Source organism: Acidovorax sp. ACV01 (genome assembly GCF_014851495.1).
Classification (GTDB): Bacteria; Pseudomonadota; Gammaproteobacteria; order Burkholderiales; family Burkholderiaceae_C; genus Acidovorax; species Acidovorax radicis.
The window spans coordinates 592,785-617,575 of the sequence record NZ_JACUZT010000001.1 but is presented as its reverse complement, the minus strand read 5'-3'; the positions used below and the strand labels follow the sequence as shown (position 1 = coordinate 617,575).

Sequence of the window (24,791 nt, the reverse complement as noted above, 5' to 3'; positions counted from 1 at the left end):
GCGCGGGTGCGCATCGGCATGGCGCCCATTCCCCGCAGACACGAGGGGTTGCCAAACTTTGCATGCGCTGGCAAATTGATCGCTATATAGTGGGCCGGAAGCGCCGCACCGCAGAATCAGCCACTGATTCCAGGACAACACTGGACCGCAGGCATTGACACAGTGTGCGGACACACCGATGAGGGCGCGCCGGATGGGGCCACCAGGCATCACTGGCGCACGCAGCTTGGCACGAGGCGAGGGACCCATCCATGGATGTATTGCAGCCGGTCGAGCGAAGGCCTGTGCCGTTGACGTTGCGGGTGACCTGGCCTTTCATCACGATGGTGTTGCTGCTGGCGGTGTGCGCCACGGCCAGCCTGCATGTCTTGTCCACGGTGCGTGCCTTCGTCGCCGGCGAAAGCCTGTGGACCAAAGGCCAGAAAGACGCCATCTATTTCCTGAACCAGTACGCCATCAACGGCTCCCCCCAGGCCTTTGAGGGATTCACCCGCGCCATGGAGATCCCGCTGGGCGACCGGGCAGCCCGGCTGGCCCTGGAGTCAGGCCAGGTGCAGATCGATGTGGCGCGCGACGGTTTTCTGCGCGGTGGCAACCACCCCGATGACATTGACGGCCTGATCTGGCTGTTGCGCTACTTCGACGACTTTGATCTGGTGAAGAAGCCGGTAGACCAATGGCTGGTGGGCGACGAGTACATCCGTGCACTGCGCGAGCTGTCGCACGAGATCCACCAGCGCAACACCGCCGGCACGGCGGATGCCCCGACGCGCGAACGGTGGCAGAACACCATCCGCGAGATCAACGCAGGCGTGACCCCGGCGGCCCGGAACTTCAGCGAGGCCCTGGGCGAAAGCTCACGCCACATCGTGCTCCTGCTGATGTGGACCAACATGGGCATGGCCCTGGTGCTGATCCTGCTGACCCTGTGGCACACGCGCACGTTGCTGGCCCAGCGCCAGAATGCAGAGCGCGCCCTGGAGGCCGAACGGGAACAGGCGCGCACCACACTGGCCGCCATTGGCGATGCCGTGGTGACGACCAACATCCACGGCGAGGTCACCTACATGAACCCTGCCGCAGAAACCTTGCTGGCCCGCCCGGCCGCCCAGGCGACCGGGCAACCACTGGCGCAGTTGCTGGTCTTTGAGGATGACGCGCCGCCCCTGTCTGCCGACACCCTGGTGCAGACGCTGCTGCTCAGCGATGGTGCCGCCAAGGGCAACATCCACCGCACGCTGGTGCGCCCGGACCAGAGCATCGTTCCGGTGAGGCTGGTGGGCTCTCCCATCCGGCACCGGGGCGTGCTGACCGGGGCGGTGCTGGCGCTGCACGACGTCACGCGCGAGCAGCATTATGTGGAGCAGCTCTCGTGGCAGGCCAGCCATGATGCGCTGACGGGGCTGGTGAACCGGCGCGAATTCGAGCACCGGCTCGAAGCCCTGCTCGGCCACCCGCGCCAGCCGGGCCGCGAAGGCTCTCTGCTTTACGTGGACATGGACCAGTTCAAGCTCATCAACGACACCTGTGGCCACCAGGCCGGTGACGAAATGCTGCGCGAGGTCTGTCGCATGCTGCAAAGCCATCTGCGCGAAGGCGACACGCTGGCGCGGCTGGGCGGGGACGAATTCGGCATTCTGCTCAAGGACTGCCCCGCGGGCCCCTCTGCGCGCATTGCAGAACAATTGCGCCAGGCTGGCCAGGACCTGCGCCTGGCCTGGGAAGGCCAGCAGCTCACCACAGGCCTCAGCATCGGCATGGTGCAGCTCATCCCTGCGCTCACCTCCATCCAGGAAGCCATGCGCGTGGCCGACATGGCCTGCTACCGCGCCAAGGAAGGCGGGCGCAACCGGGTGTTCATCTACCAGCCCGAAGACATCGAGATGACCCGGCGCGAAGGCGACATGGACTGGGTGCGGCGGCTGCGGCTGGCGCTCGAGCACAACCGCTTCCAGCTGCATGCGCAAGCCATCCGTGCGCTGCAAGGCACCGGCGAAGAGGGCCTGCACATGGAGGTGCTGCTGCGGCTGCGTGAGGAGGAAGGGGGCCAGCTGGTGGCGCCCGGCACCTTCATTCCGGCCGCCGAGCACTACGGGATGATGCCGTCCATCGACCGCTGGGTGATCCGGCACACGCTGCTGGCGCTGGCGCAGCACCAGCGCACCCCCGGAGCCCTGCCGCTGCACACCTGCGCCATCAACCTGTCGGGCACCAGCCTGGGGGATGACAGCCTGCTCAAGTTCATCCGCACCGCGCTCACGGAATCCGGGCTGGACCCCGCACTGCTGTGCTTCGAGATCACCGAAACCAGCGCCATCTCGCACCTGCCCAATGCGGTGCGCCTGATGAAAGAGCTGCAGCAACTGGGCTGCCGCTTCGCGCTCGACGACTTCGGCGCGGGCATGTCGTCCTTCACCTACCTCAAGCACCTGCCAGTGAACTACCTCAAGATCGATGGCGCCTTCGTCAAGGACATCTTGCTAGACCCCACCAACCATGCCATGGTGGAAATGATCCACCGCATTGGCCACGTGATGGGCAAGCAGACAATTGCCGAGTTTGCCGAGTCCGAAGCCATCGTGGACGCGTTGCGGATCATCGGTGTGAATTACGCCCAAGGCTATGCGGTGGCAAAGCCCGTGCCACTCTCGGAATGCCTGGCCGGGGGCTATACGACCGCCTGACCACCGCCCGGGCCTGGCGCGCGCCTGAGTCCGGCCACCCCGCCGATGCCGTTGGCGCGGCATCCCAGCCCGCCGTTTCAGCCTGCAGATGCAATGGGCAAATGGGCGCTTTGCCCGCCGCCACGCAGGCAGCGGACTATCGCGCTTTCTTGAACGGTTTGCCGCCAGCCGCCGGCTTGGCCGCGCCCCCGGTCACGCGCGGTGGCAGGCCCGTGTGTTGTGTCAGGATGCGGCCCTTGGTGGGCTGCTGCACCGTGCGCGATGCAGGCGCCACGGCGGGCTTGGCCCCGGTCGGGGTCGAGTTCTTGCGCCGCGCGCTCTGGTAGCCGCCGTCGGTCAGCGGCTGGAAGGTTGGAATCAGGTGGTGCTTGCCATTGCCGATGAGATCGGCACGGCCCATGGTCTTGAGAGCCTCGCGCAGCAGCGGCCAGTTGTTCGGGTCGTGGTAGCGCAGGAAGGCCTTGTGCAGGCGGCGGCGCTTTTCGCCACGCACAATGTCCACCGTCTCGCTCTCGCGCGTGATCTTGCGCAGCGGGTTCTTGTTGCTGTGGTACATGGCCGTGGCGGTGGCCATGGGGCTCGGATAGAAGGTCTGCACCTGGTCGGCGCGAAAGCCGTTCTTTTTCAACCAGACGGCGAGGTTCATCATGTCCTCGTCGCTCGTGCCCGGGTGGGCTGCGATGAAGTACGGAATCAGGAACTGCTTCTTGCCCGCCTCTTCGCTGAACTTCTCGAACATCTGCTTGAACTTGTCATAGCTGCCGATGCCCGGCTTCATCATCTTGGTCAGCGGCCCTTGCTCGGTGTGCTCGGGCGCGATCTTCAGGTAGCCGCCCACGTGGTGCTGCACCAGCTCTTTCACGTATTCGGGCGACTTCACCGCCAGGTCGTAGCGCAGGCCGGAGCCGATCAGGATCTTCTTGATGCCCTTGAGCGCACGGCCACGGCGGTAGATCTTGATCAGCGGGCCGTGGTCGGTGGTGAGGTTCTGGCAGATGCCGGGGTACACGCAGCTCGGCTTTCGGCAGGCCGCCTCGATCTCGGGGCTGCGGCAACCCAGGCGGTACATGTTGGCAGTGGGGCCGCCCAGGTCGCTGATGGTGCCGGTGAAGCCCTTGACCTTGTCGCGGATGTCCTCGATCTCCTGGATGATCGAATCCTCGGACCGGCTCTGGATGATGCGGCCCTCGTGCTCGGTGATGGAGCAGAAGGTGCAGCCACCAAAGCAGCCGCGCATGATGTTGATCGAAAACCGGATCATCTCCCACGCGGGGATCTTGGTCACGCCGTCATGGCCGCCGTTCTCGTCGGCGTAGCTCGGGTGGGGGCCGCGGGCATAGTGCAGGTCGAACACGTAGTCCATCTCGGCCGTGGTCAGCGGAATGGGGGGCGGGTTGATCCACACGTCGCGCGCCGTCACGCCCTCCCCGTGCGCCTGCACCAGCGCACGGGCGTTGCCTGGGTTGGTCTCCAGGTGCAGCACGCGGTTGGCGTGGGCGTACAGCACCGGGTCGCTTTTCACCTGTTCGTAGCTGGGCAGGCGGATCACGCTCTTGTCGCGTGGGGGCACCTTGAGCTTGGCCTTGAGCGCCGGGTTGGCCACGAACAGCATGGGCTGGATGGCGGGGTTGGGCTCGGCCGTTTTTGGGTCTTTTTGGTCCCCAGCGCTTGATCCACCTGCGCTACCAGCTACTGAATCAGGAGCATCATCCTTGCTGCAGGTGCTGCCCTGGGCGGCGGCCTGTTCGCTGGTGGTCATGTAGGGGTTGATGTGCGATTCCACGCGGCCCGGCTCGTCCACGCTGGTGGAGTCGATCTCGAACCAGCCCTTGCCGCTTTCGTCATCAGGCCGGCGCACAAAGGCCGTGCCGCGCACGTCGGTGATCTGCTCGACCGGCTCACGCGCTGCAATGCGATGCGCCACCTCGACCAGCGCGCGTTCGGCATTGCCATACAGCAGCAGGTCGCACTTGGCATCCACCACGATGGAGCGGCGCACCTTGTCACTCCAGTAGTCGTAGTGGGCGATGCGGCGCAGGCTGCCTTCGATGCCGCCCAAGATGATGGGCACGTCCTTGAACGCCTCGCGGCAGCGCTGGCTGTAGACGATAGCGGCGCGGTCGGGCCGCTTGCCGCCTACGTCGCCGGGCGTGTAGGCATCGTCGCTGCGGATCTTCCGGTCGGCCGTGTACCGGTTGATCATCGAGTCCATGTTGCCGGCTGTCACACCCCAGAACAGATTGGGCTTGCCTAGCACCTTGAAGGGCTCAGCGCTTTGCCAATCGGGCTGGGCGATGATGCCCACGCGAAAGCCCTGGGCTTCCAGCGTGCGGCCGATCACGGCCATGCCGAAGCTCGGGTGGTCCACATACGCGTCGCCCGTCACCAGGATGATGTCGCAGCTGTCCCAGCCCAGTTTTTCCATCTCCGCGCGGCTCATCGGTAAAAACGGGGCCGTGCCAAAGCGCTTGGCCCAGTACGGTCGGTAGCTGGCCAATGGCTTTGCGGCGCGCGCAAAAAAGGAGACGTCAACGGGGGCGTTCATGCAAAGGAGGGTCGCGGCCGGCCCAATGCGATGGGGCCTCGTGGGGCGCGGCTGTGGTGGTTAACCCGCGATTTTACGGCGGCATGCCCTTTTTGTCGCTGCTTGCGTGTTGCCCTTGCACGGTGGAGGTCTTGATAGGCATCAGGCATATACTTGCCAAAGTCAATTAATTGCATGACAAAGGCATTCATGACCACAATCCTCAATACCCCCCAGCCCACCCCCGCAACCGCGCTGCCCCCTGCCAGCGCCGTGAAGGCGGTGCGGCGCTTCAACCGCTTCTTGACCCGCCGCGTGGGTGTGCTGGACCCGTACCTGGGCAGCAACCTGTCGCTCACCGATGTGCGCGTGCTGTACGAACTGGCCCACCGCGAGGCGCCTGTGGCCAGCGAACTGGCGCGCGACCTGGGCCTGGACGGCGGCTACCTGAGCCGCATCCTGCGCCGGTTTGAAACAGCCGGCTGGATCACCCGCAGTGCCAGCGCCAGGGATGCGCGCCAGAGCGTACTCGCCCTCACGCCGCTTGGGCGCGACGTGTTCGAGCCGCTGCAGCAGCGCTCACGCGACGAGGCCGCTGCTCTGCTGGCCCCCCTGCCCCCTGCACGCCAGCAGGAGCTGGTGGATGCCATGGGACGCATCGAAACCTTGCTCGACCCGGCCTTGGCCAACCTATCGGGACCTCGCGTGGCCGTGCTGCGCGACCCGGTTCCCGGCGACATCGGCTGGGTGGTGCAGCAGCACGGCGAAATCTACTGGCGCGAGTACGGCTGGGACAGCCGATTTGAAGCCCTGGTGGCCGACATCGCCGCGCAGTTTGTGCGCAAGTTCCAGCCAGCGTGGGAGCGTTGCTGGGTGGCAGAGCTGGACGGCGAACGCGTGGGCGCCGTGTTCGTGGTGCGCAAATCGGCCACCACGGCCCAGCTGCGCATGCTGATCCTGTCGCCCAAAGCACGCGGACTGGGCCTGGGCGCACGCCTGACCGACGAGTGCATCGCGTTCGCCCGGGCCAAGGGCTACAAGAAGATGGTGCTGTGGACCAACAGTTGCCTGACTGCCGCACGTGGCATCTATGCCAAGCGGGGGTTCAAGCTGGCCAAGTCTGAACCGTATGAGGGATTTGGCCAGCAGCTGGTGGGGGAGACATGGGAGCTCAAGCTGTAAACCACTCCCAGCGGGCTGCATCACGCCACCCGGATGCCCAGCTCGCTGATCAGCATTGCGGCCTGCTCGGCCGAGAGAATGGCCCCTTTGAACGACTGTGCCAATTGGGCAATCCGCAGCCCGCCGAGATCCACCGAGCGCAGGTCGGCCCCGTCAAAGCGCGCATTCTTGAGGTGCGCATCGCGCAGGCTTCCGCCCTCGAAAACGGCATCGCGAAAATCGCACCCCGCCAGATCGGCGTCCGACAAGTCCAGCTGCTCCACCGCCTGCTTGCGAAACGAAATGCCGCGCAGGTCGGCCCCCACCAGCAACGAATCATGAAAACTCAGCCCCAGTGTTTCGGCCTCCCGAAAATGCGCGCCCGTGAGCTTGACCTCTGCAAAACATGCCGAAGCGAGGCTGGAACGGACCCACGACGTGTTGTTGAGATCGCAGCGATGAAAGCGCGCATCGGTCAGGTCCGCCAGGTGGAACTGGGTCTGCCCCGCGCGGCAGTCGAGCCAGCGCGTGCCTGCGAGGCCCGCCCTCTCCAGCGACACCTCCCGCAGCGAACAGCCGATGAACTGCGCACCCTGGAGCGCTAACCCTGATAAATCCGCGCCATCGAAGACACAGTGTTCAAAGTGCAAAACAGGATGCCCGTCGGCGCAAAGCGCCTGCAACTCTGTCCTGGACAAAGTCTGGCCAGTGATGCATTGGGGCTCGGTTGATGAAGTAAGTCTGAGGTTCATGGCAGTTGCTGGCAACGAATTGGGCGGTCGGCGGGATGAATCGGAACTTGGAAGCAGGGAAAACCACGCCGTTTTGGCGCGTGCACCGTCAATGGCTGACGCTTTTGGAACACAGGTTCACGACCAGTACGCCCGCCACGATCAACCCCAGCCCCAAGAGGGCGGGCAGATCCAGCCGCTGCCCGTAGTGCAGCCAGCCCACGGTGGATACCAGCACGATGCCCACCCCCGACCAGATCGCGTAGGCAATGCCCACCGGCAGGGTCTTGAGCGTGAGCGAGAGCAGGTAGAAGGACACGGCATATGCCACCACGGTGATCACGCCAGGCACCAGCCGCGTGAATCCATCGGAAGCTTTCAGCGCCGTGGTGCCCAGTACCTCCAGCACGATCGCAGTGCCCAGCAGCAGATAGGCGCTGGCGGATGCGCCCCCGCTCATGGCCGCCCCCCGCCGCAAAGCTTCAGAAGAATGTCCAGGATGGCAGCCTTGCGCGGCCCATCCAGCGCATAGACATCGAGCATCTGTGCAAACCAGAACCCATCCCCCGCCAAGCGGCAGGCCATCAACACGTTGGCTGCGTGTGGATCATCCCCATCAGCCTTCAACGCCACCGCCATGGCCGCATGCCACCGCTCCCGGCACGGCGCTGATGTGAGAGCCAGCAAGCCGATGGCCCGCTGGGTTTCCACCTGGTGGCTGTCCGAGCCACTGTCAAAACAGGTTCTGATGTAGGCCCGCGCGTGGCGCCCCGGCGTGTCGTCTTCCTGCTTCAGCGCTTTTTCGAAACTCTGCTCGAACTCCTCGAAAAGTTGGTCCGACAGGGCGTCGAGCAGTGCTTGTTTGCTGCGGTAGTGATGCTGCAGCCCGCCTTTGGTCACGCCCGCCCGCTGGGCGACAGCATCGAGGGTGACGGCGTGGAGGCCTTCCCTTACCAACAGCTCACGGACCACGCCCAGCAATTGGCTGCGGATGAGTTCAGGTTGCTTCTGTCTACGATGTGCTTCAGTCATTTACAAACCATCCAGATGGATTGTTTATTGTAGCAATGAGCCCATCACAAGGTGCACAGGAAGCCCTTATGCCAACGTGTGGACTTTCCTCGCTTGCATGGCCCGCGTGCACCTTAAAGCCGTGGCGTCTGAACAGGGCGGGTGGCATGGCCACCTGGCGCTGAATACATGGCCCACCCGTTCACGTGGGCCGCGGCTGGTAAGGGAGATGCGAGCTGAGGCTGTACGATCGCCAGTTGGCACCTTACGTCGGCAACTACACAAAGAAGAACGCATGCACCGCGCAGCCTGGCCTCCATTGATGAACTGAACGCCCGCAGCGTGAGCTGCCGCTGCGCTTTGGGCGCACGCGGTCGCAACGTTGCCCTTGCTGGCCCCCGCCCGGGCCAGCGCTTTGCTTTTCCCGTCGATTCCCGTTGCCCTGGTTCAATGCCGGGGCGCGGAGGACGGGAAGCCGCACGTTTTTCATTCTGGATACCGGTATGCAACTTCTCGACACACTGGTGGCGCGCGCCATCCCTTGGGTGCCTCGCGCACTGATCCACAAAATCTCTCGCCGCTACATCGCAGGCGACACCCTCGCCGAAGCCCTGGTGCGCGTGCAACAGCTCAACGCGCAAGGTTTCGCCGTGACGCTCGACGTACTGGGCGAAACCATCTCAACCCTGCCGGAGGCACAGGCCACGGCCGATGCCTACATCGAGGTGCTCCATGCCGTCCAGGCCCAGGGACTACAGGCCAACATTTCGATCAAGCCTTCTGCACTTGGGCTGCTGCTCGGTGCGCAGCAGTGCGAACAACTGATTCTGCGCATTCTTGAGATCGCGGAGCGCCATCAGAACTCCGTCTGCCTGGACATGGAGGACGCCAGTTGCACCCAAAAGGAAATCGAATTGTTCGGGCGCTTGAGGGCACGGTTTGGCAACGTCGGGCTGGCATTGCAGGCATATTTACTGCGCACCTACCAGGACATTGAACCGCTGATGCAAAGGGCCCACACCTTGCGCATCTGCAAGGGCATCTATGTGGAGGATCGCTCGCACCTCGTGCACGATGCATGGAACGACCGCAGCGCCATCAACGAGCACTTCCTGAAGCATGTCGTGCGCTGTTTCGAAGCAGGAAGCTTCGTCGGCATCGCCACACACGACGCTGCATTGATCGCGCGCATCGTCGAGCGGGTGCGCAGCGATGGCATCGACCGGAGCCAGTTTGAATTTCAGATGCTGCTGGGCGTGTGTGAACCCTTGCGCGACAAGCTGCGGGGGATGGGCTTCAATGTGCGCATCTATGTGCCCTTTGGCAAGGACTGGTACGGGTACAGCACACGAAGGCTGAACGAGAACCCCCGCATCGCAGGGCATATTGCCAAAGCGCTGATCGGACTCTGACGGTACCCCACAAAAAATGGTCCCTCAGGACCATTTTTTGTGAAGCGGTGGTGCGGCCACCACCGGCTGGCAGACGGGGCGGCTACCACTCCCCCACTTCGCGCACCCGCTGGGCCAGGTCCGGGATGGCATCGTCATCCGTGGCCGCAGTTGCCACCACGGGCGCAACCACCACATCCGCCACACCTGGCTGCACGCGCTGCGGCATGAAGCGGCCAAATACATGGCTGACAAGGGTGGCGGGCAACGGGGCGGAGAAAGGCGTGGCAAACATGGTGTTCCTCTTTTAATGGCCTGGGTGCTTTCAAATTGGTAGCACGAGCGTAGGCCACATCAACAAGCCGCCAGTGTAGGAACACAAGCCAATGCCATGTGTGACAGAACGCACAAACAACAGCCTGCGTTGGATCAACATTGTTACAAGACGCAGCGGGCGTGAATTCCGTCACGTTTTGGCCCCGCGGGCCGCGCCTTAAACTCGGCGCCCAATGCCCTACACCCTGGCTGTGCCTGCGCACAGTGAACTCATCATCAAGAAGAGCCGCTTCATCGGCTGCGTGCAGCCCATGGCCGACCGCGCCAGTGCTCAGGCGGCCGTGGATGCACTGTGGAAGCAACACCCCGGCGCCGCACACATCTGCTGGGCCTTGCTGGCGGGCGGCCAGTCCGCCGCGGTGGACGACGGCGAACCCGGCGGCACAGCCGGTCGCCCCATGCTCGACGTGCTTCGCCACCAAGACCTGGAAGGCGTGCAAGCGACCGTGGTGCGCTACTTTGGCGGCGTCAAGCTGGGCGCGGGTGGACTGGTGCGCGCCTACACCGACACCGTTGCCCAGGCACTGCTCACCGCCCCCAAGGCCACGCTGCAGCGCATGAAAACGCTGCAATGCCATGTGCCCTATGCGATGGAGGGCCTGCTGCGCCGAGAGATCGAAACGGCTGCTGCCGAGCTGGTAGGCGTACAGCACGGCACGCTTGTCACGCTGCAGCTACGGCTGCCCGAGGCCCGGGCCACTGCCTTTGTGCTGCGCATCAACAACCAGGGCCAGGGCCGTGTGGGCTGGACCGAGCCCGAGGCCTGAACCCGCCAGCAAAGCCCGGGCAGACCCGGGGCAGCGTCCAGAACAAATGCCTTTGCGCCTACAAGCACTCCCCCGGCAGGCCGCCACACTCAGAGTTTTACCGGGCTTCCAAGGAGAACCCCCATGAGCCAACCGCTCGACACCATCATCATTGGCGCAGGCACTGCAGGCTTGGCCGCCCTGCGCGAAGTGCGTAAACGCACGGACCGCTACCTCATCGTCAACGAAGGCCCCTGGGGCACCACCTGCGCGCGCGTGGGCTGCATGCCCTCCAAGGCGTTGATCGAGGCGGCCAACGCCTTTCACCTGCGCCACGCCTTTGAAGAATTCGGCCTGCGGGGCGCCAACGCCTTGACGGCCGACCTGCCCGCCGTGCTGCAGCGTGTGCGTGCCCTGCGCGACAACTTTGTGGCCGGCGCCATCAAGGCCACCGACGACCTGGGGAGCGCCCGCATTGCAGGCCGCGCAAGCCTCCTGGGGGCCAATTCCGTGGACATCGACGGCACCGCCTACCCCACCCGCAGCATCATCATCGCCACCGGGTCACGCCCCAGCGTGCCAGAAGAATGGCTGGCATTCGGCGACCGCATGCTCACCACCGACACCCTGTTCGAGCAACCCACCCTCGGCCCCCGCATTGCCGTGATCGGCATGGGCCCTATCGGCGTAGAGATCTCCCAGGCGCTGGCCCGGCTCGGATTGCAGGTGGCCGCCTTCACCACCAGCCACACCCTGGCGGGCCTGGGCAACCCCGTCCTCAACGCCGAATTGACGGCGCTGCTCAAGCAAGAAATGGTGCTGCACATGGGCGCCAAAGCACAACTGCGCGAAGTGCCCGGCGGCATCGAAGTGAGCAGCGGCCCCCACCGCGTTGTGGTGGACCAGGTCATCGCCGCCATGGGCCGGGTGCCCAATATCGAGCACCTGGGCCTGGACACTCTGGGCGTGCCACTGGACAAACGCGGCATGCCCTCCGTAGACCCACAAACCCAGCAGATCGGCAACCTGCCCGTGTTTCTGGCGGGAGACGCCACCACCCGTGCGCCCCTGCTGCACGAGGCTGCCGACGAGGGCCACATTGCAGGCATGAACGCCCTGGCCCCCACCCCCACTCGCTTTCGGCGCCGCACCCCGCTGGGCATTGTGTTCTGCGACCCCAACATCGCCACCGTGGGCCAGCGCTTTGCCGACATGGATCCCGCCCACACAGTCACTGGCACCACCAGCTTTGACAACCAGGGCCGCGCCCGCACATCGCAGCAGAACCACGGGCGCATCTGCATCCACGCAGACCAAGCCACCGGCCGCCTGCTCGGCGCCGAAATGTGCGCCCCGCAAGGTGAACACATGGCCCACCTGCTCGCGCTGGCCATCCAGCAAAAACTTACCGTGCACGACCTCCTGGGGATGCCGTTCTACCACCCCACGCTGGAAGAAGGCTTACGCACTGCGCTGCGGGATACAGCGCGGCAATTGCCCAAGGGGCGCGAGTCTGATTTGGCTGCGTGTACAGCCATTGGTGTGGCGGCACTGGAGTAAGTGCTACTGCGACGGCCCCAAGATGTAACACCCCTCAAGCCCGCTACCCAAACTGCCGATACCAATCCACCACCCCAAGGAATCACCATGGACGTCGCCCTTGCCAACAGCATCGTCAACACCGCCACCGCGCTGGCCAGTGCCAAGACGTCGGATGCCCTGAACATGGTGGTGCTCAAAAAGGCGCTCGACATGCAGGCCGTATCTGCCGCCACCATGATCGACGCCATGCAGCAATCCATGCCCCAGCCCGGCCTGGCCACCAGCGGGACCCTGGGCACCAACGTCAACACTTTCGCCTGAGCGCCTTTTCCCCAAGGCCCCAAGCATCCTCCGTTTGCGCAGGTAGATCAACGCAAACGCGCAGGCGAGAGCCCTTCCAGCACCACACCCTCGCGCACCAGCTCCTCGGCCAACGGCTCGCGGCGCAATAGCTGGCGGGCCAGCAGCGAGGCACCCGCCGCGCTTTGAATCCCATACCCGCCCTGCCCGGCCAGCCAGAAGAAACCGTGCACGTGATTGTCCCAGCCGATCACCATGTCCCCGTCGGGCACAAACGAACGCAGGCCTGCCCAGGTATGGGAGGGGCGGCGGATCTGGAAGATCGTTTTTTCCTCAATGTGATAGATGCCCGTGGCCACGTCCAGCTCTTCAGGCACCACGTCGTGCGGATGTGTCGGTTCGGCGTTGGCGGGCGAGCCCAGCAGCTGGCCCGCATCGGGCTTGAAGTAAAAACTCTCGTCAATGCCGATTACGGCAGGCCAGTGGGTGGCGTCCATGCCCTCGGGCACGGCAAACGTGAAGGCGGTGCGGCGGCGCGGCTCCAGGCCAATGGGTGGCACGCCTGCCAGGCCCGCCACCACGTCGGCCCAGGCGCCTGCGGCGTTCACGATGGTTGTGGCTTGCAGCACCCGGCCATCGGCCAGCGTCACCAACCAGCCGTCGCCCTCACGCTGCAGGGCCGTGACCTCGGCATTCGCCAGCACCTGGCCGCCGCGCTGGCGCAGGCCGCGCAGGTAGCCTTGGTGCAGCGCGTGCACGTCGATGTCAGAGGCTTCGGGCTCGCTCATGCCTGCGGCCACGGCCTCGGGTTTCAGGCACGGTAGCTGGGCCAGCAATGCGCCCTGTTCCACCCATTCCACGTTGGGGGAGATGGCATGGGCTTCTGCATAGGCCTGTTTCAGCAGGTCGAGCTGGTCAGGCCCGGCCACATAGACCACGCCACGGGGCGAGAGGATGGGGTCGGCGCCAAATTCGGGCGGCGGCGCGTCGTAAAACGCACGGCTCGCCCGCGTCAGCGCCTGGATGTTCGGCGTGCCGTAGGTGGCCATGTACAACGCTGCCGAACGGCCGGTGGTGTGATAGCCGGGTTGCGATTCGCGCTCCAGCAACAGCACGCTGGAGGCCTCACACCCAACGCTCTCTTGCACAAGCTGCCACGCCACCGAGGCCCCCGCAATGCCCGCGCCAATGACGATGGTGTCCACTGATTGCATGGTTTGTCTCCTGGCTCGATTTACACCGCTGACACTTGCACAGCCGACGCCGCCCGGTCATCGCGCGGCAGGCTGCGGGCATCACGTGGATCCGGAGCACCGGTCACGATGGAGGTCAGCGCGGGCTCGGCGTGTGTTTGCATCAATTTGGCCAGGTCAGGCCGTGGGCGGGCCAGCCCGGCAATGCCTTTGAAAGCTTGCTCCATCGCATGGCCCACGCCCAGCGTGTGGCGGTCGGCGCGAAAGCGCCCCACGATCTGCAGGCCAAACGGCATGCCCGCATCGTCCAGCCCACACGGCAGGCTCAGCGCCGGGTGGGTAGTGAGCGTGGTCACATAGGTCAGCGCCAGCCAGCGGTAGTAGTTGGCCTGCGGCTCGCCGTTGATGTGGCTGACAAACAGCTGGGTCCAGGCAAAGGGCGATACGGGCGTGGTGGGCGCCAGGATCACGTCGTAGTTCTCGTACAGCTTCTGGAAGCGCGCCAGGATGCGCGTCTGCTCGGCCTGCGCCCAGGCGCTGTCCAGCAGGGTCATCGCAGCGCCCATTTCGTAGTTGGCGCGGGTGTTGGGGCCCAGACTGGCAGGGTCGCGCTCATAGGCTTCGCGCGTGCTGGCCACAAAGGCTTCGGCGCGCAGCACGTCAAAGCAGCGATGCACGTCGCCCAGGTCGATGTCGATGGCGTCGCAGCGGGCAAACAGGTGCTTCATGGCCTGCACCTTCTGGCGGAACACGGCGCGGATACCGTTGTCCACCGCGCAGGCGCCAAAGTCCTCGGTGTATGCCACGCGCAGGCGGCTCAGGTCTACCGTGTCGGGCAGCAAGAAGCTCATCGGATCCAGCGGGTAGCTCAGCGGGTCGCCCGCCGACATGCCCGCAGTGGCGGCCAGTTGCAGGCAGGCTTCTTCCACCGTGCGGCCCATGGGGCCCACCACCGAAATCGGGGTCCAGCCCAGCAGCTTGCGTGAGCTGGGCACCACGCCGGGCGAGGGCCGGAAGCCCACCACCCCGCAAATGGATGCCGGGATGCGCAACGAGCCGCCCGTGTCCGACCCCGTGCACACCGGCAGCATGTCGCACGCCAGCGCAGCGGCCGAGCCGCCCGACGAGCCTCCGGCATTCAGATTGGGGTTGAACGGGTTGCCCGTGGCGCCCCACACCGTGTTGCGCGAATTGGCGCCCGCCCCCATCTCGGGGATGTTGGTCTTGCCCGCCACGATGGCGCCCGCCGCACGCAGGCGTGCCACCAGCACGTTGTCCTCCGCCGGTATGTTGCTGCGGTAGATCTCCGAGCCATAGGTGGTCAGCAGCCCGGCCGTGGCTTCGAGGTCCTTCACGCCCAGCGGCAGGCCATGCAGCAAGCCCAGCGGCTCGCCGCGCAATACCGCCTGCTCGGCCGCCTGGGCCTCCGTGCGGGCGCGGTCGTAGCAGGTGGCGGTGATGGCGTTCACATGCGGGTTGACGGCCTCAATGCGTTCAATGCACGCATCCAGCAGTTCCACCGGAGAAATTTCGCGCGTGCCGATGCGGTGGCGCAGTTCGTTGGTAGTCAGCTCGACCAGGGTGCTAGGTGCAGTCGTCATGTCGAATTTGTCTCCTTTTTCTTGCTGGCCTTGTGGGAATCGATCAGTCTGCCGTGATGGCCGCACGCTGCGCGACGGCGCGCATCAACGGCAGTTCCTTGTCGATCAGCTCGCTCACGGCTTTGGCGGAAGCATAGGTGGGTTCAAACCCCACGGCGATCAGTTTGTCGCGGGTTTCGGGGTCTGCCACCACCTGCGCCAGCGTCAGCTCCAGCCGCGCCTTCACCGCTGGCGGCAATCCGCGTGGCGCCATCATGGCCAGCCAAGTGTCCATCTCCACGCCGGGGTAGCCACTTTCGGCCAGGGTGGGCACCTTGGGCAGCAGGGCCGAACGCTTGCCCGCTGTCACGGCAATGGCCTTGATCTTGCCGTCCTTGAGTTGCGGCAGCGCGGCCGACACGGTGTCGACCGTGAACGGAATCTGCCCACCCATCAGGTCCACCATGGCGGGCGCACTGCCCTTGTAGGGCACGTGCTGAATCTTGAGGCCCGCCGCGTGGAAGAACATCTCGCCCGCAAACTGCGACGTGGTGCCCGCGCCATACGAGCCGTACGAGTACTTGTCGGGCGCGGCCTTCACCATGGCCACAAACTGCTTCACGTCGCTGACCGGCACATCCTTGTTGGCCAGCAGGATCAGGCTGGTGCGCCCTGCAATTCCGATGGGCTCAAAACTCTTGACCGGGTCGTACGGCAGCTTGGCGCGCACGGCGGGGTTCACGGTGAAGGTGGTGCCCGAACTCATCAGCAGCGTGTAGCCATCGGGCGCGGCCTTGGCCACATACGCCGCGCCAATGGTGGTGCCTGCCCCCGCGCGGTTGTCGATGACCACGCTCTGGCCCAGCTTGTCGCCCAGCTTCTTGCCGATGAGGCGGCCCAGCACATCCGTGGCGCCACCGGGCGGGAACGGAATCACCAGCGTGATGGGCTTGCTGGGAAAAACAGCCTCTTGCGCCACAGCTGGGCCCCACGCAGCGGCCCCCAAGGCACAGAGGATGGCGGACGACAAAAGCAGTTGCTTGCGGTTCATGGGGTTCTCTCCAAAAGGTGACAAAGGTTGGGGAATAGACGAATCGGGGAGATGAGAAAAATCAGCCTTGCGCAGCAAGCACGGCCCGCCCGCGCTGCACAAAGCCCTGGTACTGCGCATCGGGCACCAGCAGGCCGCCCGTGGCCCACACCAAGTGGGTGGTGTTGTGCAGCACCGCATCCACGCCGGTGCTGCGCAGCCAAGCCTGCCCAGCCGGGGTGCCCGTGAGCATGGCCGGGCCGCTGAAGCCTGCCGCAGCCGAGGGCTCGATGCGCTCGCCCAGGGCATCCAGCACCAGCACCAGCTGCGCAAACAAGGTGTCGTCGGCCACGGTGAATACGCCCGACAGCAGCGGCCGCATCAGCTCGGCCGCCAGCAGCGACGCACGCGGTACGGCCAGGCCATCGGCCTCGGTGCGGTTGGTCAGGCCCCAGTCGTACACCGAAGGGTGCTGCCCCACACCCTGCGTTGCATCGGCCAGCATCTGCACCAAAAAACACGGCGACTGCACTGGCTCCGCAAAAAAGCAATGCACATGTGGCCCCAGCAACTGCCGCAGGCCAAACGTGATGCCCGCTGGCGCGCCACCCACCCCGCAAGGCAGGTACACGATGAGCGGGTGCTCGGCATCCACCGCCACGCCCTGTTCTGCCAACTGTTTTTGCAGGTGCAGCGCCGCCGCGCTGTAGCCCAGCAACAGCGAGAACGATTGCTCGTCGTCCACAAAGTGGCACAGGGGGTTGTGGGCGGCCTCGGCACGGCCTGCGGCCACGGCGCGTTCGTAGTCGCCTGTGTGCTCCACCACCTGCACGCCGCGCTGGCGCAGGCGGTCTTTTTTCCACTCCTTGGCGTCGGCCGACATGTGCACCGTGGCCTGGAAACCCAGGGCCGATGCCACGACGCCGATGCTCATCCCCAGGTTGCCCGTGGAGCCCACCGCCACTTGGTAACGGCCCAGCACCTCGCGCGCCGCCGGGGTGGCCAGCGCGCGGTAGTCACCGCCGGGCAACACCAGCCCGTGCTCCAGCGCCAGCCGCTCGGCAAACTCCAGCACCTCGTGCATGCCACCCCGGGCCTTGATGGAGCCCGCCACGGGCAGGCTGTGGTCAGCCTTGATGAACAGGCAGCCTTGCGCTTCGGCCATGCCCAGTGCAGGCGCCAGCGCCGCAGCAGGCAGCAGGGGCGACTCCACCACGCCCCCGGTGGCCGCCAGCTCGGGAAAGACGTCCGCCAGCAACCCGGCAAACCGGGCCAGCCGGGTGGTAGCGGCCTGCGTATCATCCAGACTAATGCTGCGCCCCAGTGCCTGCAACGCCGCCGGGGGATGCGCCTGCCGGGCCGGGTTGGTCCACAGCGCGGGCTGGGCATTGCGCAGATGGTTGGCCAGCATCGCATCCATAGCAGGGGTTCGTTCAGCAGGCGTCATACAGATTCATTCAGTTCGTTGAAGTCTTGCCTGCATTCTTCGCCGGTCATGCCACTGTCACAAGCCATTTATAGTGAGCGCAGCATTAGTATTAATAATGGACATTCGCCTCTCCCCCTCCCTGCTGGCCTGGCTGCGCAGTTTTGATGCAGCGGCCCGCCACGGCAGCTTTACCAAGGCGGCAGCCGAGCTGTGCATCACCCAGGGCGCCGTCAGCCAGCAGGTCAAGCAGCTCGAAGACTGGCTGCGCCGCCCGCTGTTCTTGCGCACCCCACGCGCCCTGGTGCCCATGCCCGAGGGCAAATGGCTGGCCGTGGTGCTGCGCGAGAGCTTCGACGCCATAGAAAGCACCCTGGCCCAGATGCGCCAGCCACCCGAGGCCGCCACCGCCACCTTGAGCTGCTCACCCTCCTTCGCCATGAGCTGGCTCACGCCCCGCCTGGGCGACTTCTTTCGCCAGCACCCGCACACCGGCCTGCGAGTGTTTGGCGAATTCCACACGCTGGACCGCACCCGCATGGTGCGCGATGGCATCGAAGCCGCCGTGCGCTTCGACCTGGGCGGCTACCGCGACCTGAACGCCACCGTGTTCCTGGACGAATGGCTCATCCCCGTGGCCAGCCCCGAATTCCTGGCCCGCCACCCGCCCATCACCCAGCCGCAAGACCTGCACGGCGACTGGCTGCTGCACGATGGCAGCGCCTGGGACGGCGCCGACACGTATGAAGAATGGCAACACTGGTTTGCCCAGGTGGGCGCCACACCGCCGCCCTGGGCAGGCGGGCAGCAGTTCAACCTGTCGCAACTGGCCCTGGGCGCCGCCCTGGCCGGCCAAGGCATTGCCATGGGCCGCGCCGCGCTGGTGCTGCAGGACGTGAAGGCGGGGCGTTTGGTGCCGCTGCTGGGGCACAGCGTGTTGTCGCGGGCGGCGTATTCGTTTGTGACCACCGCACACCCCAGCCCGGTGATGGAACTGGTGCGGGAATGGTTGGGGGATGAGGCGCAGCGGTTTTGCCAGCAACGAAGCCAGACGCTGCCCGCACCCACCGAATGATTGCTTTCTTCCCGTGGCCTTTTTTCAACGCAGGCTGTCGTCAGGGAGTGACTTGCGAGGAAGTGCCTGCACCACCGTCGTCACCAGTTCCTCCACCGAAGCGTCTGAGCGCAGCTCGATAACAGGACAGCTTCGCGCCCCCAGCCAGGCCCGTTGCCTTGCCAGGCTTCTGCCCGGCAACAAGCCCTCATCGTACTGAGCCGCCCACTCCAGAAATGCGGGGTTCACATGGCCGAAGCGCTCCGTCTCCCGGCGCTGAAGGCGCGCAACGCGCGTCGGGGTATCCAGACAAAGGAAGACGATGAGATCGAAACAATCCTCCAGATCGCGCCCCCACTCGGCCACAGATCCGGCCAGCACAGCCACATTGCTGGCGCGAAGATCGTTCAGAAGCAGAGACAGGCGTTCGGAGCGATCGCGCTTGGTGGTGAACGGCGGTGACGTGGGCAGCCAGTAATAGTCATCGGATTCAAGATGCACCCCGCCCAGCACGGCAGCAAGGGCCGCAGCCAATGTGGAGGTGCCGGAGCCTGACGCGCCGGTGATATGGATGCGCAACATGTGAATGGTTCTCCGGAGCCAAGTAGGTCGGGTTAGCGAAGCGTAACCCGACGCTTTGGGCCTATGCGAGCTGTCGGGTTACGCCCTGCGGGCTAACCCAACCTACGGACCGCCAAGTGCGGTGCGGTGATGTGCGACAGAGCAAGCCATGCCCAGCGCACAGAATTTTGAGTTTTTTGGCCTCTATCGCTCGATTCAAAAGCGCTATCAGCTACATTTTTGATAGCATTTTCTTTTCAAAAAAAACAGGTACGCCGCCACTGCACAGGTTCAAAACCTCGGGGTCTTTCCGCTGAAGGACGGGTCGTACTTGCGCATTTGCGTCAAGTCGTCACGGTTGCGCACGCCACAGGTCTTGTACTGCTCGTGCAATATGGCCATGGCGCCACGGTCCAGTTCCACGCCCAGGCCGGGGGTCGTCGGCACCACCACCGAGCCTTTGTTGAAACGGATGCGCCCGCCCTTGACGACTTCTTCCTCTTGCCAGGGATAGTGGGTGTCACAGGCGTAGGTCAGGTTGGGGACGCTCGCTGCCACATGGGTCATGGCCATCAGGCTGATGCCCAAGTGGGAGTTGGAGTGCATCGACATGCCCAGCCCCCACAGCCGGCACATGCGCGCCAGCGTCTGGGTGGCGCGCAGGCCGCCCCAGTAGTGGTGGTCAGACAGCAGCACTTTCACCGAACCCATTTCGCAGCCCTTGCGAAAATCCTCCATGGTGGTGATGACCATGTTGGTCGCCAGCGGCAGCTTGGTGTGTTTCGCGAGTTCGGCCATGTCTGCAAGGCCCGGCGTGGGGTCTTCGTAGTACTCCAGGATGTCGTCCAGTGCCGGGGCCGCGGCGATGCTGGCCGCCAGCGACCAGTTGGCGTTCGGGTCCAGCCGCAGCGGCACGCCGGGGAAGGCCTTGGCAAGGGCCTGCATGCAGGCCACCTCGTGCGCGGGCTCGAACACGCCGCCCTTGAGTTTGATGCTCTGAAAACCATACAAGTCGATCATGCGCTGCGCCTGCGCCACGATCTGCGCGGGGCTGATGCCTTCGCCCCAGGCGTCGGGGGCATACGGCATGTCGATGTGTTCGGCGTATTTGAAGAACAGGTAGGCGCTGTACGGAACGGCATCGCGCACCTTGCCGCCCAACAGGTCCACCACCGGCGCACCAACAATCTGTCCCTGTAGATCGAGCATGCCGACCTCGAAGGTGCTGATCACTTTGGGTACGTTCTTGATGGCGTGGGAGCCCGGCGCCAGCTCAAACTCGATGGCGCCGGGCACCGCCTTGACGGTGGCGCGCACGCGCTCTTCCATGGTGTTGAGGGCGAAGGGCGACAGGCCGATCAGCAGCGGCGTGGCCTGCGCCAGGATCTGGAGCATCGGTTCATCGCCATAGGTCTCGGAGATGCCAACCCGGCCGTCGCTGGTTTCGATCTCGACGATGGCGCGCAACGCCCAGGGTTCGTGGATACCGGCTGCGTTGAGCAACGGACCGTCGCGAAAAGCGATGGGCGTGACCAAAACGCTGGTGATAGTGGTGTCGCGTGCCATGAAAACGTGTTCTTTCAACAGGGCTGGGTGGTTCGATCAAAAAAGCCGTGGAGCGACAGCTTTGAAGCGCCCGCACAATCGGTTGTGCTGTGCTGTGCGGCCGGGTTACTGGGCAACCGGCGCAGTCCGCGCAGCCTGGGGCGAGCCATCAATCGACGGTGGCGCCGACTTTCTGGACGAGGTCGCCCAGGCGGGTGACATCTTTTTGGGTGACGGCGGCCAGCTCGGCGGGGGTGCTGCCCACGACCTGCATACCGAACTGGGTCTCCAGCTTGTTCTTAAGTTCGGGGGCGTTCAGCGCCTTGATGATCGCGGTGTTCAGCCGGGTGATCACGTCCTTGGGGGTGCCCTTGGGCGCGTACACGGCCTGCCAGGACACCAGGTCCAGGCCGGGGAAACCCGCCTCTGCGGTGGTGGGCACGTCCGGTGCCAGCGGCGAGCGCGCCTTGGTGGTGACGGCCAAAAACTTCAGCTTGCCGGCTTTTACCAACGGCATGCCGGCGGTGAGTTGGTCAAACAGAAATGGCACGTTGCCAGCGGCCACGTCCTGCAACGCCTGCGGACTGCCCTTGTAGGCGATGTGCTGCATGGGCACCTTGATCAACTCGGCCATCTGCGCACCGGTCAAGTGGGTGGAGGTGCCCGCACCGGACGACGCATAGGAGGCCTTGTCAGGGTTCTTCTTGATCCAGGCCACCAGCTCTTGCACCGAGTTCACGCCCAGGTCGCTGTTGACCATCAGCACATTGGGAACATAGGCAATCAAGGTGATCGGCTCAAAGTCCTTCACCGGGTCATACGGCAGCTTCTTGTACAGCCCGGCATTGATGGCATGGGTGCTGATCGTTCCGCCAATGAGGGTGTAGCCGTCGGCGGGCGACTTGGCGACGGACTGAACGCCGATCACGCCGCCCGCGCCGGGGCGATTGTCGACCACCACCGACTGCTTCAAGGCCAGCGACAGCTCTTGCCCCACCACACGGGCCACTACATCGGTGGAGCCCCCCGCAGCGAAAGGAACCACCCAGGTGATGGGCTTGGCGGTAGGCCAGTCGGCAGCCTGCGCGCCGATGGCGGCCAGGCTAAGGGCGCTGCAGGCAGCAAGCAGGGTCAGGCGACGGCTGGCACGGTGCATGGTTTGTCTCCATAGGGATGTGGTTTTATCGGAGCATTAAAGCACTAATGTATTAGTGCGTCAATTTTGCCTCCCTCTAAAATCTCGCATCGGCTCTTATCCCCATGAAAACATTCCACAAGTTCGACCGGACCCGCCAAGCAGCCCCTCAGGTCTTTGAATGGCTGCGCGAGGTCATCCTCTCTCTGGAACTGGCACCGGGAACGCCGCTGTCGCGGGCCGAATTGGCCGAACGTTTTGCGCTGAGCCAGACCCCCGTGCGTGACGCCCTGATCAAACTGAGCGAGGAAGGCCTGGTGGACATCTATCCCCAGCACGCTACCTTGGTCAGCCGCATCGACATCGCATCGGCCACTCAGGCGCACTTCCTGCGCTGCGCCATCGAACTGGAAGTGGTTCGCACCCTGGCCTTGACCGACGATGCCGTGCTGCACGCCAAACTCTCCGCCCAGGTGGATCTGCAGGCGGCCTTGGCAACGGCCGATACCGAAGACTTCATCGCGTCGGACCAAGCGTTCCACCGCCTGATGTACGACGCCGCCGGGGTGCCGGATCTGTACGAACTGGTGCGCCAGCGCAGTGGCCACCTGGACCGGCTGCGCCGGCTCGATCTACCGTCACCGGGCAAAGCGGCGCGGGTGGTGCGCGACCACCGCGCGATCGTGGAGGCACTGGCCGCACACGACCCCGACGCCGCGCAGGCAGCGCTGCGTGCGCACCTCTCGGGCACCCTGGGCCATGTGGCCGACATCCGGGCACGGTATCCCCACTACGTGGCTGCGTAACTCCGTCGTCACCGCCTGGCTGATGCAGCACGCTCGCAGGCTTTGCCAAAGCAGCAGGCACTGGCAGCCCAATGCACGGTTCAACGCTCCCTGCGGGATGGGTCGGCTCGCATGACACAGGGCCGTCGAGCACTGGCCGTGACGCAACGAGGGGTGCCTCCCCGCTCTGTCGATTCCCAAGGCGAAAGGACCACAGCCTTCCCCTTCGCTCGTGGTGGTTTCTCAGAAGCCGAGAGCGCATTCAGCATGGAATTTTGATTATTAAAATACTCTTATTTAATAAAAAGAGTATAAATAGCATCATGTCTACTGATCTTGTCCCCACCCTCGCCGCCGCCCGCAAGGCCCACCAGATGACGCAGGCCCAGCTTGCCGAGAGCGCTGGCCTCAGCCGCATGACGGTGCAGCGCACCGAAGGCGGCGACCTGGACCCGCGCTATTCCACCCTGGCCGAGATGGCCCGCGTGCTGGGCATGGACATCATCGCCGTGCCCAGCAGCCTGCGGCCCAGCCTGGAGGCGTTCATCCAGTCGGGGGGCAAGTTTCTGGGCCAGCCGGAAGGTGTGGATGCACCGCCCTCGGTGGTGGACGGCCTGCGGCGCTGACCGTAGCGGCACCCCGCACATCCCTCCGGCCCGCACCCCATGAGCACCTCCATCCGCTACCTGCGCCTGTACCTGCACCGGCCTGCGCAGGCAGACGGCGCGCCGGGCGATTCAAGCACGACAGCAAGCCGCCGTGAGGCCATCGGCTACCTCTCGCAATATGGCGACATCCTGCGCGTGTCGTTTGACGACAGCTACATCCGCAACCCGCAGCGCCCCACCCTGTCGCTCAGCTTTCAGGGTGCCGACGAGGCGGCCACGCAGCAGATCCTGGCATCAGCACGCGATGCGCGGCTGGTGCGCACCGATGGGCGCTGGCCGGTGTATTTTCAGAACCTGCTGCCCGAGGGCCACAACCGCGAGCGGCTTGCGCGTGAGCGTGGCTGCAGCCCCGATGACGAGTTTGAGCTGCTGGCCGCCGCGGGCCACGACCTGATGGGCGCGCTGGAGGTGGAGCCCGTGCCCGCGAAAGACGGCATCCCGGACGTGGTGCGGCACTGGCACACCACCCAAGGGCTGGACGTGCTGGAGCCGGGCTTTGTCGAATTCCCCGTCGAAGACGCGGCGTCCCTGCCCGGCGCGGTCACCAAGTTCAGCGCGGTGCAGGACGGGCGCCGCTACACCGTGCACCGCCAGGGCGCGGCGGGCAGCGTGATCCTGAAGCTGCCCACCACCTCCCACCCCGACCTGGTGGCCAACGAGTTCACGGGCTACCAGCTGTGCAAGGCGCTGGGTCTGCACTGCGCCGACGTGCGCGTCATTACCCGCGCCGAGGCGGACCTGCCCGACACCGTGCCCTTCAACGAGATATTGGCCGTGCAGCGTTTTGACCACCTGCCCGGCGGCGCCCGCGTGCACATGGAAGAGTTCAACCAGGTGCTGGGCTACACCCCACGGCAGAAATACGGCAAGGGCGCTCTGCAAGACTGGGCCACCATGCTGCGCGTGCTCAACCGCCTGAGCCGCCAGCCGGTGCTGGACACGCGCGAGTTCCTGGCGCGCATGGTGGCCTTCATCCTGATGGGCAACACTGACGCCCACCTGAAGAACTGGGCCCTGGTGTACCCCGACGGGCGCGTGCCCCAGCTGGCGCCGGTATACGACCCGGTGTGTGTGGCCGCGTTTTTTGAGGGTGTGCCCGACCACCAGTACGCAGTGAACCGCGCCATCGACAAAACGCTGCGGGCGCTGACCTGGGATGACATGGAGGGCCTGATGAAATCCGCCGGGCTGCTGCGCGTGCCCCGGCACCTGGCCTTATTGCGCGATACGGTGGCGCGTGCCAAAGAAGACTGGCCGAGCCTGCTGGAGAACGCCCCGGAGTCTGTGCGCAACGTGGTGGCGCAGCGGCTTGCAGGCGGTGTTGCCTTGGCCCGGTGATGGCGGGCCACGCTGCAAAATCGGCAGGCCTGCGGGCAGGGTTCGGCCCG

General features: G+C 65.0%; 22 protein-coding genes. 10 read left to right on the top strand and 12 right to left on the bottom strand.

The genetic code is table 11. The annotated features are described in order from the left end of the window. The first annotated feature begins 251 nt into the window (after positions 1 to 251). The gene (locus IB243_RS02825) at positions 252 to 2,684 is read left to right on the top strand and encodes an EAL domain-containing protein (protein WP_225584674.1); all 2,433 of its coding nucleotides are present in this window, start codon (positions 252 to 254) and stop codon (positions 2,682 to 2,684) included. Positions 2,685 to 2,820: 136 nt separating this feature from the next. Here IB243_RS02825 and IB243_RS02820 read toward each other — a convergent pair whose 3' ends face one another. Next, a complete protein-coding gene (locus tag IB243_RS02820; RefSeq protein WP_192424829.1) occupies positions 2,821 to 5,229 on the bottom strand; it encodes a YgiQ family radical SAM protein in 2,409 nt (802 codons plus the stop codon). Between the two features lie 189 nt (positions 5,230 to 5,418). On the opposite strand from IB243_RS02820, the gene IB243_RS02815 reads away from it, so the two are divergent. After that, entirely contained in the window at positions 5,419 to 6,390 is a 972-nt protein-coding gene (locus IB243_RS02815; protein WP_192424827.1) for a bifunctional helix-turn-helix transcriptional regulator/GNAT family N-acetyltransferase, read from the top strand. A gap of 20 nt (positions 6,391 to 6,410) precedes the next feature. Here IB243_RS02815 and IB243_RS02810 read toward each other — a convergent pair whose 3' ends face one another. The 3 genes from IB243_RS02810 to IB243_RS02800 form a co-directional block, all read right to left on the bottom strand. Continuing rightward, complete coding sequence (locus IB243_RS02810) at positions 6,411 to 7,121, bottom strand: pentapeptide repeat-containing protein (RefSeq protein WP_192424825.1); 711 nt, start codon at positions 7,119 to 7,121, stop codon at positions 6,411 to 6,413. A gap of 88 nt (positions 7,122 to 7,209) precedes the next feature. After that, complete coding sequence (locus IB243_RS02805) at positions 7,210 to 7,560, bottom strand: SMR family transporter (RefSeq protein WP_010458450.1); 351 nt, start codon at positions 7,558 to 7,560, stop codon at positions 7,210 to 7,212. Next, on the bottom strand, positions 7,557 to 8,132 hold the full coding sequence (locus tag IB243_RS02800) for a TetR/AcrR family transcriptional regulator (protein ID WP_192424823.1): 576 nt from the start codon (positions 8,130 to 8,132) through the stop codon (positions 7,557 to 7,559). Before IB243_RS02800 ends, IB243_RS02805 begins: the two co-directional genes overlap by 4 nt. 482 nt (positions 8,133 to 8,614) lie before the next feature. On the opposite strand from IB243_RS02800, the gene IB243_RS02795 reads away from it, so the two are divergent. Further along, positions 8,615 to 9,523 carry a proline dehydrogenase family protein gene (locus IB243_RS02795; protein WP_192424821.1) on the top strand — a complete coding sequence of 303 codons (909 nt, stop codon included), beginning with the start codon at positions 8,615 to 8,617 and terminating at the stop codon, positions 9,521 to 9,523. Positions 9,524 to 9,605: 82 nt separating this feature from the next. Here the strand turns inward: IB243_RS02795 and IB243_RS02790 are convergent, their stop codons facing one another. Continuing rightward, positions 9,606 to 9,797 (bottom strand): hypothetical protein, encoded by a 192-nt coding sequence (locus tag IB243_RS02790; RefSeq protein WP_192424819.1) that lies wholly within the window; start codon positions 9,795 to 9,797, stop codon positions 9,606 to 9,608. Between the two features lie 214 nt (positions 9,798 to 10,011). Between IB243_RS02790 and IB243_RS02785 the strand changes: the two genes are divergently transcribed. From IB243_RS02785 to IB243_RS02775, 3 genes are all read left to right on the top strand, one after another. Then, positions 10,012 to 10,605: a YigZ family protein gene (locus tag IB243_RS02785; RefSeq protein ID WP_192424817.1), complete on the top strand. Its 594-nt coding sequence runs from the start codon at positions 10,012 to 10,014 to the stop codon at positions 10,603 to 10,605. A 123-nt stretch (positions 10,606 to 10,728) separates the two neighbouring features. After that, positions 10,729 to 12,144, top strand: a complete 1,416-nt coding sequence (locus IB243_RS02780) for a dihydrolipoyl dehydrogenase (protein ID WP_192424815.1) — start codon at positions 10,729 to 10,731, stop codon at positions 12,142 to 12,144. 87 nt (positions 12,145 to 12,231) lie between these two features. Next, positions 12,232 to 12,447, top strand: a complete 216-nt coding sequence (locus tag IB243_RS02775) for a YjfB family protein (RefSeq protein WP_010458461.1) — start codon at positions 12,232 to 12,234, stop codon at positions 12,445 to 12,447. A gap of 47 nt (positions 12,448 to 12,494) precedes the next feature. Here the strand turns inward: IB243_RS02775 and IB243_RS02770 are convergent, their stop codons facing one another. From IB243_RS02770 to IB243_RS02755, 4 genes are all read right to left on the bottom strand, one after another. After that, positions 12,495 to 13,640, bottom strand: a complete 1,146-nt coding sequence (locus IB243_RS02770; protein ID WP_192424813.1) for an FAD-binding oxidoreductase — start codon at positions 13,638 to 13,640, stop codon at positions 12,495 to 12,497. Positions 13,641 to 13,660: 20 nt separating this feature from the next. Next, positions 13,661 to 15,220, bottom strand: a complete 1,560-nt coding sequence (locus IB243_RS02765) for an amidase (protein ID WP_192424811.1) — start codon at positions 15,218 to 15,220, stop codon at positions 13,661 to 13,663. A gap of 43 nt (positions 15,221 to 15,263) precedes the next feature. Next, the gene (locus tag IB243_RS02760; protein WP_192424809.1) at positions 15,264 to 16,250 is read right to left on the bottom strand and encodes a tripartite tricarboxylate transporter substrate binding protein; all 987 of its coding nucleotides are present in this window, start codon (positions 16,248 to 16,250) and stop codon (positions 15,264 to 15,266) included. A 61-nt stretch (positions 16,251 to 16,311) separates the two neighbouring features. Further along, positions 16,312 to 17,676, bottom strand: coding sequence for a D-serine ammonia-lyase (locus tag IB243_RS02755; RefSeq protein WP_192424807.1), 1,365 nt, complete (start codon positions 17,674 to 17,676; stop codon positions 16,312 to 16,314). Positions 17,677 to 17,773: 97 nt separating this feature from the next. Between IB243_RS02755 and IB243_RS02750 the strand changes: the two genes are divergently transcribed. Continuing rightward, positions 17,774 to 18,730: a LysR substrate-binding domain-containing protein gene (locus IB243_RS02750; RefSeq protein WP_192424804.1), complete on the top strand. Its 957-nt coding sequence runs from the start codon at positions 17,774 to 17,776 to the stop codon at positions 18,728 to 18,730. A 24-nt stretch (positions 18,731 to 18,754) separates the two neighbouring features. Here IB243_RS02750 and IB243_RS02745 read toward each other — a convergent pair whose 3' ends face one another. The 3 genes from IB243_RS02745 to IB243_RS02735 all read right to left on the bottom strand — a co-directional run bounded on the left by IB243_RS02745 (position 18,755) and on the right by IB243_RS02735 (position 21,971). Then, positions 18,755 to 19,291, bottom strand: coding sequence for a hypothetical protein (locus IB243_RS02745; RefSeq protein WP_192424802.1), 537 nt, complete (start codon positions 19,289 to 19,291; stop codon positions 18,755 to 18,757). A gap of 270 nt (positions 19,292 to 19,561) precedes the next feature. Next, positions 19,562 to 20,836, bottom strand: coding sequence for a glucarate dehydratase family protein (locus tag IB243_RS02740; RefSeq protein WP_192424800.1), 1,275 nt, complete (start codon positions 20,834 to 20,836; stop codon positions 19,562 to 19,564). Between the two features lie 148 nt (positions 20,837 to 20,984). Beyond that, entirely contained in the window at positions 20,985 to 21,971 is a 987-nt protein-coding gene (locus tag IB243_RS02735) for a tripartite tricarboxylate transporter substrate binding protein (protein ID WP_192424799.1), read from the bottom strand. A gap of 104 nt (positions 21,972 to 22,075) precedes the next feature. Here IB243_RS02735 and IB243_RS02730 point away from each other — a divergent pair, with 104 nt between their 5' ends. The 3 genes from IB243_RS02730 (at position 22,076) to IB243_RS02720 (ending at position 24,741) form a co-directional block, all read left to right on the top strand. After that, the gene (locus IB243_RS02730) at positions 22,076 to 22,756 is read left to right on the top strand and encodes a GntR family transcriptional regulator (RefSeq protein WP_192424798.1); all 681 of its coding nucleotides are present in this window, start codon (positions 22,076 to 22,078) and stop codon (positions 22,754 to 22,756) included. A gap of 302 nt (positions 22,757 to 23,058) precedes the next feature. Further along, a complete protein-coding gene (locus IB243_RS02725) occupies positions 23,059 to 23,361 on the top strand; it encodes a helix-turn-helix transcriptional regulator (protein ID WP_057271721.1) in 303 nt (100 codons plus the stop codon). 39 nt (positions 23,362 to 23,400) lie between these two features. Beyond that, positions 23,401 to 24,741 (top strand): type II toxin-antitoxin system HipA family toxin, encoded by a 1,341-nt coding sequence (locus IB243_RS02720; protein ID WP_192424797.1) that lies wholly within the window; start codon positions 23,401 to 23,403, stop codon positions 24,739 to 24,741. Positions 24,742 to 24,791: the final 50 nt, after the last annotated feature.

Excerpts from the sequence above, each read along its gene's own strand:
- IB243_RS02825 (WP_225584674.1), top strand. The coding sequence starts at position 252 with ATGGATGTATTGCAGCCGGTCGAGCGAAGGCCTGTGCCGTTGACGTTG.
- IB243_RS02820 (WP_192424829.1), bottom strand. The coding sequence starts at position 5,229 with ATGAACGCCCCCGTTGACGTCTCCTTTTTTGCGCGCGCCGCAAAGCCA.
- IB243_RS02815 (WP_192424827.1), top strand. The coding sequence starts at position 5,419 with ATGACCACAATCCTCAATACCCCCCAGCCCACCCCCGCAACCGCGCTG.
- IB243_RS02810 (WP_192424825.1), bottom strand. The coding sequence starts at position 7,121 with ATGAACCTCAGACTTACTTCATCAACCGAGCCCCAATGCATCACTGGC.
- IB243_RS02805 (WP_010458450.1), bottom strand. The coding sequence starts at position 7,560 with ATGAGCGGGGGCGCATCCGCCAGCGCCTATCTGCTGCTGGGCACTGCG.
- IB243_RS02800 (WP_192424823.1), bottom strand. The coding sequence starts at position 8,132 with ATGACTGAAGCACATCGTAGACAGAAGCAACCTGAACTCATCCGCAGC.
- IB243_RS02795 (WP_192424821.1), top strand. The coding sequence starts at position 8,615 with ATGCAACTTCTCGACACACTGGTGGCGCGCGCCATCCCTTGGGTGCCT.
- IB243_RS02790 (WP_192424819.1), bottom strand. The coding sequence starts at position 9,797 with ATGTTTGCCACGCCTTTCTCCGCCCCGTTGCCCGCCACCCTTGTCAGC.
- IB243_RS02785 (WP_192424817.1), top strand. The coding sequence starts at position 10,012 with ATGCCCTACACCCTGGCTGTGCCTGCGCACAGTGAACTCATCATCAAG.
- IB243_RS02780 (WP_192424815.1), top strand. The coding sequence starts at position 10,729 with ATGAGCCAACCGCTCGACACCATCATCATTGGCGCAGGCACTGCAGGC.
- IB243_RS02775 (WP_010458461.1), top strand. The coding sequence starts at position 12,232 with ATGGACGTCGCCCTTGCCAACAGCATCGTCAACACCGCCACCGCGCTG.
- IB243_RS02770 (WP_192424813.1), bottom strand. The coding sequence starts at position 13,640 with ATGCAATCAGTGGACACCATCGTCATTGGCGCGGGCATTGCGGGGGCC.
- IB243_RS02765 (WP_192424811.1), bottom strand. The coding sequence starts at position 15,220 with ATGACGACTGCACCTAGCACCCTGGTCGAGCTGACTACCAACGAACTG.
- IB243_RS02760 (WP_192424809.1), bottom strand. The coding sequence starts at position 16,250 with ATGAACCGCAAGCAACTGCTTTTGTCGTCCGCCATCCTCTGTGCCTTG.
- IB243_RS02755 (WP_192424807.1), bottom strand. The coding sequence starts at position 17,676 with ATGACGCCTGCTGAACGAACCCCTGCTATGGATGCGATGCTGGCCAAC.
- IB243_RS02750 (WP_192424804.1), top strand. The coding sequence starts at position 17,774 with ATGGACATTCGCCTCTCCCCCTCCCTGCTGGCCTGGCTGCGCAGTTTT.
- IB243_RS02745 (WP_192424802.1), bottom strand. The coding sequence starts at position 19,291 with ATGTTGCGCATCCATATCACCGGCGCGTCAGGCTCCGGCACCTCCACA.
- IB243_RS02740 (WP_192424800.1), bottom strand. The coding sequence starts at position 20,836 with ATGGCACGCGACACCACTATCACCAGCGTTTTGGTCACGCCCATCGCT.
- IB243_RS02735 (WP_192424799.1), bottom strand. The coding sequence starts at position 21,971 with ATGCACCGTGCCAGCCGTCGCCTGACCCTGCTTGCTGCCTGCAGCGCC.
- IB243_RS02730 (WP_192424798.1), top strand. The coding sequence starts at position 22,076 with ATGAAAACATTCCACAAGTTCGACCGGACCCGCCAAGCAGCCCCTCAG.
- IB243_RS02725 (WP_057271721.1), top strand. The coding sequence starts at position 23,059 with ATGTCTACTGATCTTGTCCCCACCCTCGCCGCCGCCCGCAAGGCCCAC.
- IB243_RS02720 (WP_192424797.1), top strand. The coding sequence starts at position 23,401 with ATGAGCACCTCCATCCGCTACCTGCGCCTGTACCTGCACCGGCCTGCG.